The organism is Pseudomonas sp. B3G-3 (genome assembly GCF_028640915.1).
Taxonomy (GTDB): Bacteria; Pseudomonadota; Gammaproteobacteria; order Pseudomonadales; family Pseudomonadaceae; genus Aquipseudomonas; species Aquipseudomonas chlororaphis_I.
In genome coordinates, this window is the sequence record NZ_JAQZAB010000115.1 from 79,824 (window position 1) to 96,817 (window position 16,994).

The following is a 16,994-nucleotide window of genomic DNA, read 5'->3' on the forward strand; positions in this document are numbered from 1 at the left end:
GCGTTTGTCGGTCATTTGGCAAATATCTCCAGCAATCGTGGAGCGATCTTGTCCAGTGGGCGAATCTCTGTGGCAGCGTCGATGGCAGCCGCCGCCTTGGGCATGCCATACACCGCGCTACTATTCTGGTCCTGGGCGATGGTCAGGTAACCCTGATCACGCATCAGCTTCAGGCCCTGGGCGCCGTCGCGGCCCATGCCGGTCAGCAGTACGCCGACCGCATCGCCATTCCAGTAACTGGCGACACTTTCAAAAAACACATCGATCGATGGCCGATAGATCTCGTTTACCGGCTCGGCGGTGTAGGCCAGGGTGCCGTTCTTCAACAGCCGGATATGGTGGTTGGTCCCGGCCAGCAGCACCGTACCGCTCTGCGGTGGCTCGCCTTCGCGGGCCAGGCGCACCTTCAGCCCGGAAGCGCTGCTGAGCCATTCGGCCATGCCCGCGGCGAATACCTGGTCGACGTGCTGCACCAGCACGATGGCGGCCGGAAAATGGGCGGGCAGCCCCTTGAGCAGCACTTCCAGCGCCGCCGGGCCACCGGCGGACGAGCCGATCGCCACCAGGCCCTGACGTTGCGCCATGGTGCGCATCGGCGCCGGTGCCGAACGCACGTGGTTGCCGCGCTGCTGGCCGATCAGCCAGCCGATATTGAGGATCTTGCGCAGTAAAGGCGCCGCCGCTTCCTGCGCATTGCCAGCCCCCAGGGCCGGTGTATCGACCACGTCCAGCGCGCCATGGCCCATGGCCTCGAACACCCGATGCACGTTCTGCTGGCGGTCCACCGTGACGATCACGATGGCGCAAGGGGTTTCGGCCATGATCCGGCGGGTCGCCTCCACGCCGTCCATCACCGGCATGATCAGGTCCATCAGGATCAGGTCGGGCGTCAGCTGCGCGCAGTATTCGACCGCTTCGGCGCCATTGGTCGCGACCCACACCACTTCATGCGCGGGTTCGAAGGCCAGGGCCCGGCGCAGGGCCTCCACGGCCATGGGCATGTCATTGACGATCGCGATTTTCATGCCCGCGCTCCTCCAATCAGCTCCACCACCGCATCCAGCAGGGCGTCGTCATGGAAACTGGCTTTGGCTAGATAATAGTCGGCTCCGGCATCCAGTCCACGGCGCCGGTCCTCTTCGCGATCCTTGTAGGAAACCACCATCACCGGCAACGACTGCAGGCGATTGTCACGGCGCAGGAGTGTGACCAATTCAATCCCATCCATTCGGGGCATATCGATGTCAGTGATCAGCAGGTCGAAGTCTTCCGAACGCAGGGCGTTCCAGCCATCCATGCCGTCGACGGCGACCGCTACGTCATAACCACGGTTGAGCAAAAGCTTGCGTTGCAGCTCACGCACAGTGAGCGAATCGTCGACCACCAGGATGCGCTTGCGCGCCGTCTCGGCCTGATGGCGGTTGTGACGGGCGATGCGCTCCAGCCGGCCGGTATTGAGCAGCTTGTCCACCGAACGCAGCATGTCCTCGACGTCGACGATCAGCACCACGGAGCCGTCATCGAGCAAGGCCCCGGCGGAAATGTCCTGGACCTTGCCCAGGCGGTCGTCCAGCGGCAGCACCACCAGGGTCCGTTCGCCGATGAAACGCTCGACCGCCACGCCATAGACCGCGTCGCGCTCGCGAATCACCACCACCTTGAGTGTGGAGTCGTTGCTCTGCCCCGCCGGGCGTTGCAACAGCTGGCTGGCCGCGACCAGGCCGACATGGCGGCCTTCGTGCCAGAAATGCTGGCGCCCTTCCAGCTGGACAATGTCATCGGGCTCCAGGTCGCACATGCGTTCGATATGCGCCAGCGGGAAGGCGTAGGCCTCTTCGCCGACCTCCACCACCAGGCTGCGCACCACCGACAGGGTCAGCGGCACTTCGAGGTGGAAACGACTGCCCTGCCCCGCCACCTGCTCCATCTGCACCGCGCCGCGCAGCTGGCGCACCATGTGCTGCACCGCATCCAGGCCGACACCGCGCCCGGAGACCTCGGTGACCTTGTCCCGCAGGCTGAAGCCCGGCAGGAACAGGAAGGTCAGCAGTTCTTCCTCGCTCAGTTGGGCAGCGGTCTCGGCCGGGGACAGCTGGCGCTCGACGATGCTCTGGCGCACCCGTTCCAGGTCGACGCCATTGCCGTCGTCGCTGAGTTCCAGCACCAGTAATCCGGCCTGGTGGGAAGCGCGCAGGCGAATCAGGCCCTCGGCCGGCTTGCCCGCCAGCAGTCGCTGCTCGGGCATTTCGATGCCGTGATCGACTGCGTTGCGCAGCAGGTGGGTCAATGGCGCTTCAAGTTTTTCCAGCACGTCGCGATCGACCTGGGTCTTCTCGCCTTCGACTTCCAGGCGCACCTGCTTGCCCAGGCTGCGCCCCAGGTCGCGGACCATCCGTACCTGGCCCATCAGCACATCGGCGAACGGCCGCATGCGACAGGCCAGCGCGGTGTCGTAGAGCACCTGGGCACGCTGGCTGGCCTGCCAGCCGAACTCATCCAGCTCGGCGGTTTTCTCGGTCAGCAGCTGCTGGGACTCCGCCAGCAGGCGCCGCGCATCCTCCAGGGCTTCGAGGGCCTCCAGGCCCAACACCTGCGCCTTGAGATGCCCATTGAGGTTTTCCAGGGCGCGCAGCCCGTTGCTCTGCATGCGCTTGAGGCGCTGCAGGGCCGCCAGGTACGGCTTCAGGCGCTGGGTTTCCACCAGCGACTTGCTCGACAGATCGAGCAGGCTGTTCAAGCGTTCGGCCGTGACCCGCAGCACCCGCTCGCCACCCTCGGCGAGCTTCTTGCCCTTCTGCGCAAGCGCCGCGGCCGTCTCTTGCAGGGTTTCCTGCAGTACCTCCTGCGGCATCTCGAACGGCGGGACCGGCGGTTCGGGTTCGACCCGCGGGGCCTCCAGCTGCAGCTCGGCCATGGGCAACAGGCCTGGCTCGACCCTGGGCGGGACAGCGCCTGCAGCCGGCGCACCCGACGAGCCGATCAACTGCTCCATGAGCGCCACATAGGCGGCAATGTCCTGATCACCGACCTGGCTGCCCGGCGTGGCAATGCGCATCAGGAAATCGGTGCCCTGCAGCAGCGCATCGATATGCTCGGGATGCAGGTACAGCCGCCCTTCCTGGGCGCTGACCAGGCAATCTTCCATCACATGGGCCACGCTGACGCCAGCGTCGACCCCGACAATCCGCGCCGCGCCCTTGAGCGAGTGAGCGGCGCGCATGCAGGCTTCCAACTGGTCGGCCTGGATCGGATTGCGTTCCAGCGCCAGCAGGCCGGCACTGAGCACCTGGGTCTGGGTTTCGGCTTCCAGGCTGAAGAGTTCGAGCAGCGAGGCGTCGCGCATTTGATCGGGGGTCATGTCAGGCTCCGGGTCACGGCAGACAGCAACTGCTCTTCATCCAGCCAACGCAGGCTGCGGCCCTTCCATTGCAGGACGCCACGGGTGTACTTGGCACTGGCCTGCTGGCCGGAAACCGCGGCGGCGTCCAGGGTGCGCTCGTCGATGGCATGGATACCCTCCACCTCGTCCACCGGCACCACCACCGGGCCGCCCTGGGCGGCGATGATCAGCATGCGCGGAATGACCCGCGCGCCCGACACGACCGTGCCGCTGGTGTCCAGCCCCAGCAGTTCCACCAACGACAGGCAGGCCACCAGCGCACCACGCACATTCGCCACGCCCAGCAAGGCTCGCGAACGCTGGTGCGGCAAGGAATGGATCGGTTGCAGCGGCGCCACTTCCACCAGGCAACGGGTGGCAATGCCCAGCCACTCTTCGCCCAGGCGGAACATCAACAGCGAACGGGTGACGACATCCGTATCGGCCTCGGCCGTGTGCTCAGGACGCTCCTGCTGCAACGCATAGCGGTCGAGCAGACGGGTGGCCGCGGCGGAATACACCGAGCAGTTGCGGCAATGCACATGCCCGGCCAGCAACGGGCAACTCTTGTCGCCATGGATACCGATGCGGTTCCAGCAATCGTCGATGGCCTGCGCATCTTCGTGGGTCACGTTCAACGAAACAGAGCCGCTCATGATTTACGCTCACTGTCTGCTGCACGGCCGCTACGGGCCGCACGCTCCTGCAATCGACGGGCACCGGCGACGTCGCCCTGGGAAGCCAGCAAGGCGGCCAGGTGCGCCAGCGCTTCGGCGTGCTGCGGGTCCAGGTACAGGGCCTTGCGATAGAAACCCTGGGCTTCCAGGGCGCTGCCCGCCACGTCGCTGAGCAGCCCTAGCCAATAGAACACCTGCGCCACCGGCTCGTGGGTATCCAGGTAGTGCTCGCAGGCCGCCCGTGCCTCGGCGCTTTTACCTTCGTTGGCCAGGGCCGCGATGCTCGCCAGCAGGGTCGTGGCGTCGCTGACCGGCCTGGTCGGCGCGGGGCGCTGGCTTGCCACGGCGGCACTGGAAAACGGCCGGCTGCGCACGGGCGGCGCGATGCTGCGCACCGGCTGGCGTGCCGGCAATGCGCTTGGGACAAAGGCCGGCGCGGGTTCGGGCTCGGGTTCGTTATGCCGGCTGAAGGCAAAGGACTGGGCAATGCCGATCGAACGCATGCCCAAACGGCCCAGCAGGCTGCCTTCGGCCGGGCCGATGAACAGCACGCCTTCAACGTGAGTCAGGCGCTTGAGCACTTCGAACACCTGGCGCTGGGTCGGCTGATCGAAATAGATCAGCAGGTTGCGACAGAAGACAAAATCGTAGGGCGGTTCATGGGCCAGCAAGGTCGGGTCCAGCAGGTTGCCGACCTGCAGGCGCACTTGTTCGCGCACCCGCTCGCTGAGGCTGTAGCGCTCATCTTCGGCGGTGAAGTGCCGCTCGCGAAAATCGCTGTGCTGGCCGCGAAAGGAGTTCTTGCCGTATACCGCCTGCCTGGCCCGCTCGACCGACAGCGGGCTGACATCGAAGCCATCGACCTTGAATTGATGGGGGGCAAGCCCGGCGTCGAACAGGGCCATGGCAATCGAGTACGGCTCTTCGCCGGTGGAGCACGGCAGGCTGAGGATGCGCAATGCGCGCATGCCCTTGAGTTGGGAAAGGCGCGAGAGGGCGAGTTTGGCCAGGGTCGCGAAGGACTCCGGGTACCGGAAAAACCAGGTTTCCGGGACGATCACCGCCTCGATCAACGCTTGCTGTTCATCCCGCGAGCCTTGCAGGGTCTGCCAGTAATGGTCGGTGCTGGGCGCCTGCTGGGCGATGCTGCGCTGGCGCACCGCGCGCTCGATGATCGCCGGCCCCACCGAGGCCACGTCGAGGCCGATGCGCTCCTTGAGAAAATCGAAAAATCGCTGGTCGCTGCTCATGACGACTCCCCGAGCAACGCCGGATCCAGTGGCGGCGAGGGAAACAGCAGCGCACGCACCTCGGCATCCAGCAGATCGTCGACCCGCACCCATTGCAGCAGGCCCTGGGCGTCTTCATGGACCGGCCCCAGGTACGGCGCATTGCGGTTATCCAGGCCGTAGGCCTTGAAGTCCTGCGGGTTGCACCGCAGGGTGTCGGTGGCCTGCTCGAGGATCAGCCCCAGCAACCGCGCGGGCTGTGCCGCCTGCGGGCGGTAATGCACCAGCACCAGGCGGGTGCTGGTGCGCTCCTGCGCCGGCTGGCCAAAGGTCAGGGCGCTCAGGTCGAGCACCGGCACCACCGCGCCGCGATGGGCAAAGACCCCGGCCACCCAGGACGGCGCCCGGGGAATCGGCTTGAGTTGCAGGCGCGGCAATACCTCGACCACCTCGACGGCCTGCAAGGCGTAACGTTCGGTGCCGATGCGGAACACCAGGAACAGCGCGTCTTTGGTCGCCGTCCCTGCGCCGCCTTTCGCTGCGAGCTCGTTCATCAGACTTTGAAACGCGAGACGCCGCTGCGCAGCCCCACCGCCACCTGGCTCAGTTCATCGATGGCGAAACTGGCCTGGCGCAGCGACTCGACGGTCTGGCTGCTGGCATCGCCCAGTTGCACCAGGGCGTGGTTGATCTGCTCGGCACCGGTGGCCTGGGCCTGCATGCCCTCGTTGACCATCAACACCCGCGGCGCCAGGGCCTGGACCTGATGGATGATCTGCGACAGCTGCTCGCCGACCTGCTGCACCTCGGCCATGCCGCGGCGCACTTCTTCGGAGAACTTGTCCATGCCCATGACCCCGGCCGAGACCGCCGACTGGATCTCCCGGACCATTTGCTCGATGTCGTAGGTGGCGACCGCGGTCTGGTCCGCCAGACGCCGCACTTCGGTGGCCACCACGGCAAAACCGCGCCCGTATTCGCCGGCCTTCTCGGCTTCGATCGCGGCGTTGAGCGACAGCAGGTTGGTCTGGTCGGCGACCTTGACGATGGTCACCACCACCTGGTTGATGTTGCCGGCCTTCTCATTGAGGATCGCCAGCTTGGCGTTGACCAGGTCGGCCGCGCCCATCACCGAATGCATGGTTTCTTCCATCCGCGCCAGGCCTTGCTGGCCGGAGCCGGCCAGCACCGAAGCCTGGTCGGCGGCGGTGGAGACTTCGGTCATGGTGCGCACCAGATCGCGCGAGGTGGCCGCGATTTCCCGGGAGGTCGCGCCAATTTCGGTGGTGGTTGCCGCGGTCTCGGTGGCGGTGGCCTGTTGCTGCTTGGAGGTGGCGGCAATCTCGGTGACCGAGGTGGTGACCTGGACCGAGGAGCGCTGCGCCTGGGACACCAGGGAGTTGAGTTCGGTCATCATGTCGTTGAAGCCGGTTTCCACGGCGCCGAATTCGTCCTTGCGCTCCAGGTTCAGGCGGCTGGTCAGATCGCCCGTGCGCATGACGTCGAGGATCTTCACGATACGGTTCATCGGTGCCATGATCGCGCGCATCAGCAACAGGCCGCACAGGCCCGCCGCCAGCACCGCCACCAGCAGGGAAACGCCCATGGTGACCTTGGCCTCGGCCACCGCATCGTCGATCTGCGAGGCGGCCGAATCGGCGACCCCCTTGTTCTCGTCGATGATGTCGTTGAGTTTCATCCGACCGGCGATCCAGGTGGGCGTCAACTGCTCATGGAACACGCGGACAGCCTCGGCTTCCTGATTACGCCGATGCAGATCCAGGACCGTGGCCTGAATCCTGAGAAATTCCTGATGGCGCTTTTCAAACTCGTCGAACTCCTGCCGGTCTGTCTCGCCGCGAAGCGTTCCCTGGTAGCTGGCCATGTATTTCTGCAGGCGTTGCTCGAAGCTTTTGAAGTCCGCCTCATCCTTGGCACTGACGCCCTTGCCTTCGTTCAGGCCGATGATTTCCTGGGTATGCAGGAAACTGTCGACCCATGAACCGCGAATCATCGAACTGAAATAGACCCCGGGAATGGCATCGGAACGCATGCGATCTTCGCCGGCCTCGATCTTCAACAAGCGGGAGTACGAGGCTATGACCATCAGCAGCATGATGGTGATAATCACCGCAAAGCTCGCCAAAATGCGTTGGCGCAACGTCCAGTTCTTCACAGTCAGTCCTCGGGGCCATTCAAATGGTGGGGAGTATAGCCGAGGGCGTACCATCATTTATCAGCGTGTTGCGCACCACGTCTCACTCAGAGCGAAAGGCAGGGTCCGCTCTGGAGGGCTACTTTCCGCCAGATGGCTCGAGCGCCGCCAGTGATGATCCGGCACAAGCAGAGGGTATTTCAGCCATCAAAGAGGGCGTGCGAAGCTTTCTCCAGCGCACGCCCGATTGGCGTCAAAGACTGGCCTGGCGCACCTGTTTTTCCAGTTCGAGCTTCAACCCCGGCTCCAGCTTGAGCTGACGCGACAGCTCATCCAGGTAGGCCTTCTCCATGAAGTTTTCCTCGTCCACCAGCATCACGCTGGCGACGTACATTTCGGCGGCCATTTCCGGCGTGCCGGCGGCCCGCGCGACATCCGCCGGGTCCAAGGGTTTGTTGAGTTCGGCGTGCAACCAGTGCTGCAGCTCCTGGTCGTTGTCCAGCTTGGTGAACTCACCTTCGATCAGGGCGCGCTCGCGCTCGTCGATATGGCCATCGGCCTTGGCTGCAGCCACCAGCGCCTTGAGAATCGCCTGGCTGTGCTGCTCGACCTGCTGCGCGGGCAGGCGGTCGAGGGTCTGCGGCTCGCTTTTCGGCGCACCGGCCTGCTGCGCCTGCCAGTTGCCGTAGGCCTTGTAGGCGATCACGCCCAATGCCGCCAGGCCGCCGTAGGTCAACGCCTTGCCCCCGAACTTGCGGGCTTTTTTATTGCCCAGCAGCAAGCCCATGGCGCCGGCCGCCAACGCCCCGCCACCAGCACCGGATAACAGGCTGCCGAGCCCACCGGACCCGCCACCGAGCAACCCGCCCAGCGCGCCCTTGTCGGCAGCGGATGCCTTGTTCTGCTGCGCCCCGGCCTTGTTCTGCAACAGCTCCTGGCCGGACTTGAGCAATTGATCGAGCAATCCACGGGTGTTCATCCAAACCTCCAGCAATTTGAGTTGATCGAATCAATAAGGCCACCAGCCTAGATCGAAGTGCCCAGCGCTTGGGCTCGAGTGTGCTTCCAGATGTTGCTTCGCCGGACTCGGCCATGCGCCTGGGCAGTCGTTCGATTAAAAAGATATACACTCGAAAAAATCGATAAAAACGCCTGACCGGTGATTGCCCATGATGACCCTGCGCCAGATCCATCACTTCATCGCCGTGGCCGAGACCGGCTCGATCTCGGCCGCCGCCCAGGCAGTGTTCATTTCCCAGTCGACCCTGACCCTGGCGATCCAGCAGCTCGAACAGGAAATCGGCGTCAGCCTGTTCAACCGCCATGCCAAGGGCATGACTCTGACCCACCAGGGCCACCAGTTCCTGCGCCAGGCGCACCTGATCCTGGCCACGGTCGACAACGCCAAGCGCAGCCTGCAACAGAGCACCGACCAGGTGGCCGGCCAGTTGATCGTCGGCGTGACCAGCCTGGTCGCCGGTTACTACCTGGCGGATTTGCTCACGCGTTTCCAGCGCGCCTACCCCAATGTGGAAATCCGCGTGATGGAGGATGAGCGCCCCTACATCGAGCACTTGCTGGTCAGCGGCGAAATCGACGTCGGGGTGTTGATCCTCTCCAACCTAGAGGACCGCCACGCCCTGCAGACCGAAGTGCTGACCCACTCCCCTCACCGCCTGTGGCTGCCTGCCCAGCATCCGTTGCTGGAACACGACAGCATCAACCTGGCGGATGTCGCGCGCGAGCCGCTGATCCAGCTCAACGTCGATGAAATGGACCGCAACGCCCAGCGCCTGTGGTCCGGCGCCGGCCTACAACCGCGCGTCACCTTGCGCACCGCCTCCACCGAAGCGGTGCGCAGCCTGGTGGCGGCCGGGCTTGGGGTGTCGATCCAGCCGGACATGACCTATCGCCCCTGGTCGCTGGAGGGCGACATCATCGAAGCCCGGCCCATCGCCGACCTCAGCCAGACCCTCGACGTCGGCCTGGCCTGGCGCCGTGGCGCGGCGCGCCCGACGCTGGTGGACCCGTTCCTGACCGTGGCCCGCGAACAGCCCCACGGCGGGCGCAAGCCATCTATTTAATCGAACGCTGCATTCAGTATTTAGTATTTGTCGAGCACCGGCCCCGCCACTAGTCTCTGATCATCCGTCCAGAGAGGGCCGGGCCTCCGTCACTGGAGAGCACCATGGCCATACAAGAAAAGAGAACCCGGAAAATGGCTGGCGCGCAGACTCCGTTGTCCACCGCTTTGTTGATCGATGGCGAATTGGTCGCCGGCCAGGGGCTTGTCGAGCCGATCCTCAACCCGGCCACCGGCGAAGTGCTGACCCAGATCGCCGAGGCCAGCAGCGAACAGGTGGAAGGCGCGATCCTCGCCGCCCACCGCGCCTTTACCGACTGGTCGCGCACCACGCCCCAGCAACGCTCGAATATCCTCCTGGCAATTGCCGATGCCGTGGAAAAGCAGGCCGACCACCTGGCCCGCCTGGAATCGCTGAATTGCGGCAAACCGCTGCACCTGGCGCGCCAGGATGATCTGGGCGCCACCGTCGACGTGTTCCGTTTTTTTGCCGGCGCGGTGCGCTGCCAGACCGGCCAGCTGGCCGGCGAGTACCTGCCGGGCTACACCAGCATGGTGCGGCGCGACCCCATCGGTGTGGTGGCGTCCATCGCGCCGTGGAACTACCCGATCATGATGGCCGCCTGGAAGATCGCTCCGGCCCTGGCCGCCGGCAACACCCTGGTGTTCAAGCCGTCGGAGCACACCCCGCTGTCGATCCTGGCCCTGGCGCCGACCCTGGCCGAACTGCTGCCGCGCGGCGTGCTGAACATTGTCTGCGGCGGTGGCGAAGGCGTCGGCAGCCACCTGGTCAGCCATCCCAAGGTGCGCATGGTGTCGCTGACCGGCGATATCGTCACCGGGCAGAAGATCCTCCAGGCCGCCTCGAAAACCCTGAAACGCACGCACCTGGAGCTGGGCGGCAAGGCCCCGGTGATCGTCTGCAACGATGCCGACCTGCAGGCCGTGGTCGAAGGCGTGCGCAACTACGGCTACTACAACGCCGGCCAGGACTGCACCGCGGCCTGCCGGATCTACGCCCAGGGCGGAATCCATGACCGCCTGGTGGCCGAGCTGGGCGCCGCCGTGAGTAGCCTGCGGTTCGCCGGCAAGCGCGATGCCGACAACGAGATCGGCCCGCTGATCAGTACCCGCCAGCGCGATCGCGTGGCCAGCTTCGTCGAACGCGCCCTGGGCCAACCGCATATCGAGCGGGTGACCGGCGCCGCGGTGCATTCGGGCGCCGGTTTCTATTACCAGCCGACCCTGTTGGCCGGCTGCCGGCAGCAGGATGAAATCGTTCAGCGCGAAGTGTTCGGCCCGGTGGTCACCGTCACCCGTTTCGACGAGCTGGCGCAGGCGGTGGAATGGGCCAACGACTCGGAATACGGCCTGGCCTCGTCGGTCTGGACCCAGAACCTGGACAAGGCCATGCAGGTGGCGGCCCGCCTGCAATACGGCTGCACCTGGATCAACAGCCATTTCATGCTGGCCAGCGAAATGCCCCACGGCGGCTTGAAACGCTCCGGCTACGGCAAGGACCTGTCCAGCGATTCACTGCAGGACTACAGCGTGGTGCGGCACATCATGGCCCGCCACGGCAATGACCTGGAATAACGGCACTAAGCTAATAACAAGCCCTTAGGGCGCGCTCCACCACGTTCACAACTGCCCCGACCATAATTTGAAGAAGAGGGTTTCCCCATGTTCGTGCACAAGACCGCACTGCTCAGTGCAATCACCACCGCCCTGCTGGCCAGCGCCAGCCTCCAGGCCGCCGAACCGCTCAAGGCCGTCGGCGCCGGCGAAGGTCAGCTGGATATCGTGGCCTGGCCCGGCTACATCGAACGTGGCGAAAGCGACAAGAGTTACGACTGGGTCACCGGCTTCGAGAAAGAGACTGGTTGCAAGGTCAACGTCAAGACCGCGGGCACCTCCGACGAGATGGTCAGCCTGATGGCCAAGGGCGGCTACGACCTGGTCACCGCATCCGGCGACGCCTCCCTGCGGCTGATCGTCGGCAAGCGCGTGCAGCCGATCAACACCGCGCTGATTCCCAACTGGAAAAACCTCGATCCACGCCTCAAGGACGCGCCCTGGTACGTGGTCGACAAGCAGACCTACGGCACGCCCTACCAGTGGGGCCCGAACGTGCTGATGTACAACACCACCGTCTTCAAGCAGGCGCCGACCAGCTGGAGCGTACTGTTCGATGCGCAGAACCTGCCGGACGGCAAGCCCAACAAGGGCCGCGTGCAAGCCTATGACGGGCCGATCTACATCGCCGACGCCGCGCTGTACCTCAAGAGCGCGAAACCGGAACTGGGGATCCAGAACCCTTACGAACTGACCGAGGCCCAGTACAAGGCGGTGCTCGACCTGCTGCGCGCCCAGCAGCCGCTGATTCACCGCTACTGGCACGACACCACGGTGCAGATGAGCGACTTCAAGAACGAAGGCGTGGTCGCCGCCAGCTCCTGGCCGTATCAGGTCAACGGCCTGATCAACGAGAAACAGCCGATCGCCTCGACCATTCCCAAGGAAGGGGCCACCGGCTGGGCCGACACCACCATGCTGCACAGCGAGGCCAAGCACCCCAACTGTGCCTACAAGTGGATGGACTGGTCGCTCACGCCGAAGGTCCAGGGTGACGTCGCCGCCTGGTTCGGCTCGCTGCCGGCCGTGCCGGCGGCCTGCAAGGAAAGCGAACTGCTGGGCGCCGAGGGCTGCAAGACCAACGGCTTCGACCAGTTCGACAAGATCGCCTTCTGGAAAACCCCGCAGGCCGAGGGCGGCAAGTTCGTGCCGTACAGCCGCTGGACCCAGGACTACATCGCGATCATGGGAGGCAGGTGAGCCCCCTGTAGCCGCTGCCGCAGGCTGCGCAAGGTCCGCTGGACCTTGTGCGCCCTGAGGATCGCCGCGCCCTTGCGGGGCGATCGCAGCCTGCGGCAGCGGCTACAGGTTCCTGCGCCAGGTTCGCTCCGGCAGGAGCGGCCTTCGCCGCCAGACCTGATCCTGCTTATTTCGACAGCGCGCTTTTCCGGAGCACCGCACCATGACGCTTGCAGTCCAGTTCACCAACGTTTCCCGGCAGTTCGGCGAGGTAAAGGCCGTTGACCGGGTTTCCATCGATATCCAGGACGGCGAGTTCTTTTCCATGCTCGGCCCTTCCGGCTCGGGCAAGACCACCTGCCTGCGCCTGATCGCCGGTTTCGAACAGCCGAGTGCCGGTTCGATCCACATCCACGGGGCCGAAGCCACTGGGTTGCCGCCCTACCAGCGCGACGTCAACACCGTGTTCCAGGATTACGCGCTGTTCCCCCATATGAACGTGCGCGACAACGTGGCCTACGGCCTGAAAGTCAAAGGCGTCGCCAAGGCCGAGCGCCTCAAACGCGCCGAGGAAGCCCTGGCCATGGTCGCCCTGGAAGGCTACGGCGAGCGCAAGCCGGTGCAGCTGTCCGGCGGCCAGCGCCAGCGCGTGGCCCTGGCCCGGGCGCTGGTCAATCGGCCGCGGGTCCTGCTGCTGGACGAACCCCTGGGAGCGCTGGACCTGAAGCTGCGCGAACAGATGCAGGGCGAACTGAAGAAGCTGCAGCGCCAGCTCGGCATCACCTTCATCTTCGTCACCCACGACCAGACCGAAGCCCTGTCGATGTCCGACCGCGTGGCAGTGTTCAACAAGGGCCGCATCGAGCAGGTCGACAGCCCGCGCAACCTGTACATGAAACCGGCCACCACCTTCGTCGCCGAGTTCGTCGGTACCTCCAACGTGATTCGCGGCGAGCTGGCCGAGCGCCTGAGCGGCAGCCAGCGGCCCTTTTCGATCCGCCCGGAACACGTGCGCTTCGCCGAAGGCCCGCTGTCCAGCCACGAGATCGAAGTCAGCGGCCTGCTGCACGATATCCAGTACCAGGGCAGCGCCACCCGCTACGAGCTGCAACTGGACAACGGCCAGACCCTCAGCATCAGCCAGGCCAACGACCAATGGCTGGACAGCAGCGCCCAGCACCAGACCGGGCAACGCATCAGCGCGCGCTGGGCCCGCGAGGCGATGATCCCGCTGGCCGATACCCTGGCGAGCGGGGTGTGACATGAACACCCTGGCAATCACTCCCCAAAGCGCCGGCGGCTCGCCGCTGCGGCGCTTTTCCAACCTGCTGTACCGGCGGCCGAACCTGTACCTGGCACTGCTACTGGTGCCACCGCTGCTCTGGTTCGGCGCGATCTACCTGGGCTCCTTGCTGGTCCTGCTCTGGCAAGGCTTCTACACCTTCGACGACTTCACCATGGCGGTCACCCCGGACCTGACCCTGGCCAACTTCGCCGCGCTGTTCCAGCCGTCGAACTTCGACATCATCCTGCGCACCCTGAGCATGGCCATCGCCGTCTCGCTTGCCAGCGCCGTGGTCGCCTTCCCCATCGCCTACTACATGGCGCGCTACACCAGCGGCAAGACCAAGGCGTTCTTCTATATCGCGGTGATGCTGCCGATGTGGGCCAGCTACATCGTCAAGGCCTACGCCTGGACCCTGCTGCTGGCCAAGGGCGGCGTGGCCCAGTGGTTCGTCCAGCACCTGGGGCTGGAGCCGCTGTTGCAGTTCATCCTGGGGATTCCCGGGGTCGGCGGCAGCACCCTGTCGACCTCGCACCTGGGACGCTTCATGGTGTTCGTCTATATCTGGCTGCCGTTCATGATCCTGCCGATCCAGGCGTCCCTGGAGCGCCTGCCGCCGTCCTTGCTGCAAGCCTCCGCCGACCTCGGCGCCAAGCCGCGCCAGACCTTCATGCAGGTGATCCTGCCGCTGTCGGTGCCGGGCATCGCCGCCGGCTCGATCTTCACCTTCTCCCTGACCCTGGGCGATTTCATCGTGCCGCAGCTGGTGGGCCCGCCCGGCTACTTCGTCGGCAGCATGGTCTACGCCCAGCAAGGGGCGATCGGCAACATGCCGATGGCCGCCGCCTTCACCCTGGTGCCGATCGTGCTGATCGCCATTTACCTGTCCATCGTCAAACGCCTGGGGGCCTTCGATGCGCTCTGATTCAGCCACGCACGGGGAAAAAGCCTCAACGGGCCTGCGCCTTGCCGCGTGGGGTGGGTTGCTGTTCCTGCACTTCCCGATCCTGATCATCTTCCTCTACGCCTTCAACACCGAAGACGCTGCCTTCAGCTTTCCGCCCCGGGGCTTCACCCTGAAGTGGCTCAGCGTGGCCTTCGCCCGCCCCGACGTGCTCGAGGCCATCAAGCTGTCGCTGCAGATCGCCGCCATCGCCACCCTGATCGCCCTGATCCTCGGCACCCTGGCCTCGGCGGCGCTGTACCGGCGGGACTTCTTCGGCAAGCAGGGCATTTCGCTGATGCTGATCCTGCCCATCGCCCTGCCGGGGATCATCACCGGCATCGCCCTGCTGGCGACCTTCAAGACCTTGGGGATCGAGCCGGGGATGTTCACCATCATCGTCGGCCACGCGACTTTCTGCGTGGTGATCGTCTACAACAACGTGATCGCCCGTTTGCGCCGCACCTCCCATAGCCTGATCGAAGCCTCGATGGACCTGGGCGCCGACGGCTGGCAGACCTTCCGCTACATCATCCTGCCCAACCTCGGCTCGGCGTTGCTGGCCGGCGGCATGCTGGCGTTCGCCCTGTCGTTCGACGAAATCATCGTCACCACCTTCACCGCCGGCCATGAACGCACCCTGCCGCTGTGGCTGCTCAACCAGCTCAGCCGACCGCGGGACGTACCGGTGACCAACGTCGTCGCCATGCTGGTGATGCTGGTGACCATGCTGCCGATCCTCGGCGCCTATTACCTGACCCGCGGCGGCGAGAGCGTCGCGGGCAGCGGCGGCAAATAAAACCGGCTTGGAACCCGGGCCTGTAGGAGCGAGGCTTGCCCGCGAAGAGGCCTGCACATTCAACATCGATGTTGACTGCTAACGCGTTTTCGCGGGCAAGCCTCGCTCCTACAGAGGCTCGTTTCCATAGAAAAACAATAGCTTCGAAGAGGACACGAACATGCAAACCAAACTCTTGATCAACGGCCAACTGGTCACTGGTGAAGGCCCTGCCCAGCCGATATTCAACCCGGCACTGGGCAAGGTGCTGGTGGACATCAACGAGGCCAGCGAAGCCCAGGTCGATGCCGCGGTGCGCGCCGCCGACGCGGCGTTCCAGAGCTGGTCGCAAACCGTGCCGAAAGAACGCTCGCTGCTGTTGCTCAAGCTGGCCGACAGCATCGAAGCCCACGGTGAAGAGCTGGCCCGGCTGGAGTCGGACAACTGCGGCAAGCCGCTGAGCGCGGCCTTGAACGACGAGATCCCGGCGATTGCCGACGTGTTCCGCTTCTTCGCCGGCGCCAGCCGTTGCCTCAGCAGTTCGGCCGGCGGCGAATACCTGCCGGGCCACACGTCGATGATCCGTCGCGACCCGGTGGGGGTAATCGCCTCCATCGCGCCGTGGAACTACCCGCTGATGATGGTCGCCTGGAAAATCGCCCCGGCCCTGGCCGCCGGCAACACCGTGGTGCTCAAGCCCTCGGAGCAGACCCCGCTGACCGCCCTGCGCCTGGCCGAACTGGCAGCCGGGATCTTTCCCGCCGGCGTGCTCAACCTGGTCTTCGGCCGCGGCGCCACGGTGGGCCAGCCGCTGGTGACCCATCCGAAGGTGCGCATGGTATCGCTCACTGGCTCCATCGCCACCGGCTCGAACATCATTTCCAGCACCGCCGACAGCGTCAAACGCATGCACATGGAACTGGGCGGCAAGGCGCCGGTGATCATCTTCGACGATGCCGACATCGACGCCGCCGTGGACGGCATCCGCACCTTCGGCTTCTACAACGCCGGCCAGGACTGTACCGCCGCCTGCCGCATCTATGCGCAGGAGGGCATCTACGAACGCTTCGTCGAGAAGCTCGGCGCAGCGGTCGCCAGCATCAAGTACGGCCTGCAGGGCGACCCGGACACCGAGCTGGGCCCGCTGATCAGCGCCCAGCACCGCGACCGCGTGGCCGGCTTCGTCGAGCGCGCCATCGCCCAGCCGCATATCCGTCTGGTCACCGGCGGCAAGACGGTGGACGGCGACGGTTTCTTCTTCGAACCGACGGTGCTGGCCGACGCCCAGCAGGACGACGAAATCGTCCGCCGCGAAGTGTTCGGGCCGGTGGTCTCGGTCACCCGTTTCGCCGACGAAGCCCAGGTCCTGGGCTGGGCCAACGACTCGGACTACGGCCTGGCGTCCTCGGTGTGGACCGCCGATGTCGGCCGCGCCCACCGCCTCTCGGCGCGCCTGCAATATGGCTGCACCTGGGTCAACACCCACTTCATGCTGGTCAGCGAAATGCCCCACGGCGGGCAGAAACTCTCCGGCTACGGCAAGGACATGTCCATGTACGGCCTGGAGGACTACACCGTCGTGCGCCATGTGATGTTCAAGCACTGATCCGCATCGCGGGCAAGCCTCGCTCCTACGGACTGTATAAATCCG

14 protein-coding genes are annotated in these 16,994 nt (G+C 65.1%); 7 read left to right on the forward strand and 7 right to left on the reverse strand.

What is annotated here, in order from left to right:
- Positions 1–11: 11 nt before the first annotated feature.
- The 7 genes from PVZ80_RS20540 to PVZ80_RS20570 all read right to left on the reverse strand — a co-directional run bounded on the left by PVZ80_RS20540 (position 12) and on the right by PVZ80_RS20570 (position 8,419).
- Positions 12–1,025 (reverse strand): chemotaxis response regulator protein-glutamate methylesterase, encoded by a 1,014-nt coding sequence (locus PVZ80_RS20540; RefSeq protein ID WP_009047174.1) that lies wholly within the window; start codon positions 1,023–1,025, stop codon positions 12–14.
- Positions 1,022–3,358, reverse strand: coding sequence for a hybrid sensor histidine kinase/response regulator (locus PVZ80_RS20545; RefSeq protein ID WP_273864476.1), 2,337 nt, complete (start codon positions 3,356–3,358; stop codon positions 1,022–1,024). The genes PVZ80_RS20540 and PVZ80_RS20545 overlap by 4 nt, the downstream gene beginning before the upstream one ends.
- Complete coding sequence (locus tag PVZ80_RS20550; protein ID WP_009047172.1) at positions 3,355–4,035, reverse strand: chemotaxis protein CheW; 681 nt, start codon at positions 4,033–4,035, stop codon at positions 3,355–3,357. Before PVZ80_RS20550 ends, PVZ80_RS20545 begins: the two co-directional genes overlap by 4 nt.
- Positions 4,032–5,306, reverse strand: a complete 1,275-nt coding sequence (locus PVZ80_RS20555) for a CheR family methyltransferase (protein WP_009047171.1) — start codon at positions 5,304–5,306, stop codon at positions 4,032–4,034. The genes PVZ80_RS20550 and PVZ80_RS20555 overlap by 4 nt, the downstream gene beginning before the upstream one ends.
- The gene (locus PVZ80_RS20560; RefSeq protein ID WP_009047170.1) at positions 5,303–5,839 is read right to left on the reverse strand and encodes a chemotaxis protein CheW; all 537 of its coding nucleotides are present in this window, start codon (positions 5,837–5,839) and stop codon (positions 5,303–5,305) included. Before PVZ80_RS20560 ends, PVZ80_RS20555 begins: the two co-directional genes overlap by 4 nt.
- On the reverse strand, positions 5,839–7,461 hold the full coding sequence (locus PVZ80_RS20565) for a methyl-accepting chemotaxis protein (RefSeq protein WP_016705280.1): 1,623 nt from the start codon (positions 7,459–7,461) through the stop codon (positions 5,839–5,841). Before PVZ80_RS20565 ends, PVZ80_RS20560 begins: the two co-directional genes overlap by 1 nt.
- Positions 7,462–7,693: 232 nt before the next feature.
- Positions 7,694–8,419: a tellurite resistance TerB family protein gene (locus PVZ80_RS20570; protein ID WP_016705279.1), complete on the reverse strand. Its 726-nt coding sequence runs from the start codon at positions 8,417–8,419 to the stop codon at positions 7,694–7,696.
- 190 nt (positions 8,420–8,609) lie between these two features.
- Here PVZ80_RS20570 and PVZ80_RS20575 point away from each other — a divergent pair, with 190 nt between their 5' ends.
- The 7 genes from PVZ80_RS20575 (at position 8,610) to PVZ80_RS20605 (ending at position 16,949) form a co-directional block, all read left to right on the forward strand.
- Complete coding sequence (locus tag PVZ80_RS20575; protein ID WP_273864477.1) at positions 8,610–9,524, forward strand: LysR family transcriptional regulator; 915 nt, start codon at positions 8,610–8,612, stop codon at positions 9,522–9,524.
- A 104-nt stretch (positions 9,525–9,628) separates the two neighbouring features.
- On the forward strand, positions 9,629–11,119 hold the full coding sequence (locus PVZ80_RS20580; RefSeq protein ID WP_028681738.1) for a gamma-aminobutyraldehyde dehydrogenase: 1,491 nt from the start codon (positions 9,629–9,631) through the stop codon (positions 11,117–11,119).
- Positions 11,120–11,206: 87 nt separating this feature from the next.
- The gene (ydcS, locus tag PVZ80_RS20585; protein WP_009047165.1) at positions 11,207–12,358 is read left to right on the forward strand and encodes a putative ABC transporter substrate-binding protein YdcS; all 1,152 of its coding nucleotides are present in this window, start codon (positions 11,207–11,209) and stop codon (positions 12,356–12,358) included.
- Between the two features lie 202 nt (positions 12,359–12,560).
- Positions 12,561–13,598, forward strand: a complete 1,038-nt coding sequence (locus PVZ80_RS20590; protein ID WP_009047164.1) for an ABC transporter ATP-binding protein — start codon at positions 12,561–12,563, stop codon at positions 13,596–13,598.
- A gap of 1 nt (position 13,599) precedes the next feature.
- Positions 13,600–14,547 carry an ABC transporter permease gene (locus PVZ80_RS20595; RefSeq protein ID WP_028681736.1) on the forward strand — a complete coding sequence of 316 codons (948 nt, stop codon included), beginning with the start codon at positions 13,600–13,602 and terminating at the stop codon, positions 14,545–14,547.
- On the forward strand, positions 14,537–15,364 hold the full coding sequence (locus PVZ80_RS20600) for an ABC transporter permease (RefSeq protein ID WP_028681735.1): 828 nt from the start codon (positions 14,537–14,539) through the stop codon (positions 15,362–15,364). The genes PVZ80_RS20595 and PVZ80_RS20600 overlap by 11 nt, the downstream gene beginning before the upstream one ends.
- A 160-nt stretch (positions 15,365–15,524) precedes the next feature.
- A complete protein-coding gene (locus PVZ80_RS20605; protein WP_101281871.1) occupies positions 15,525–16,949 on the forward strand; it encodes a gamma-aminobutyraldehyde dehydrogenase in 1,425 nt (474 codons plus the stop codon).
- The last annotated feature ends 45 nt before the right edge of the window (positions 16,950–16,994 follow it).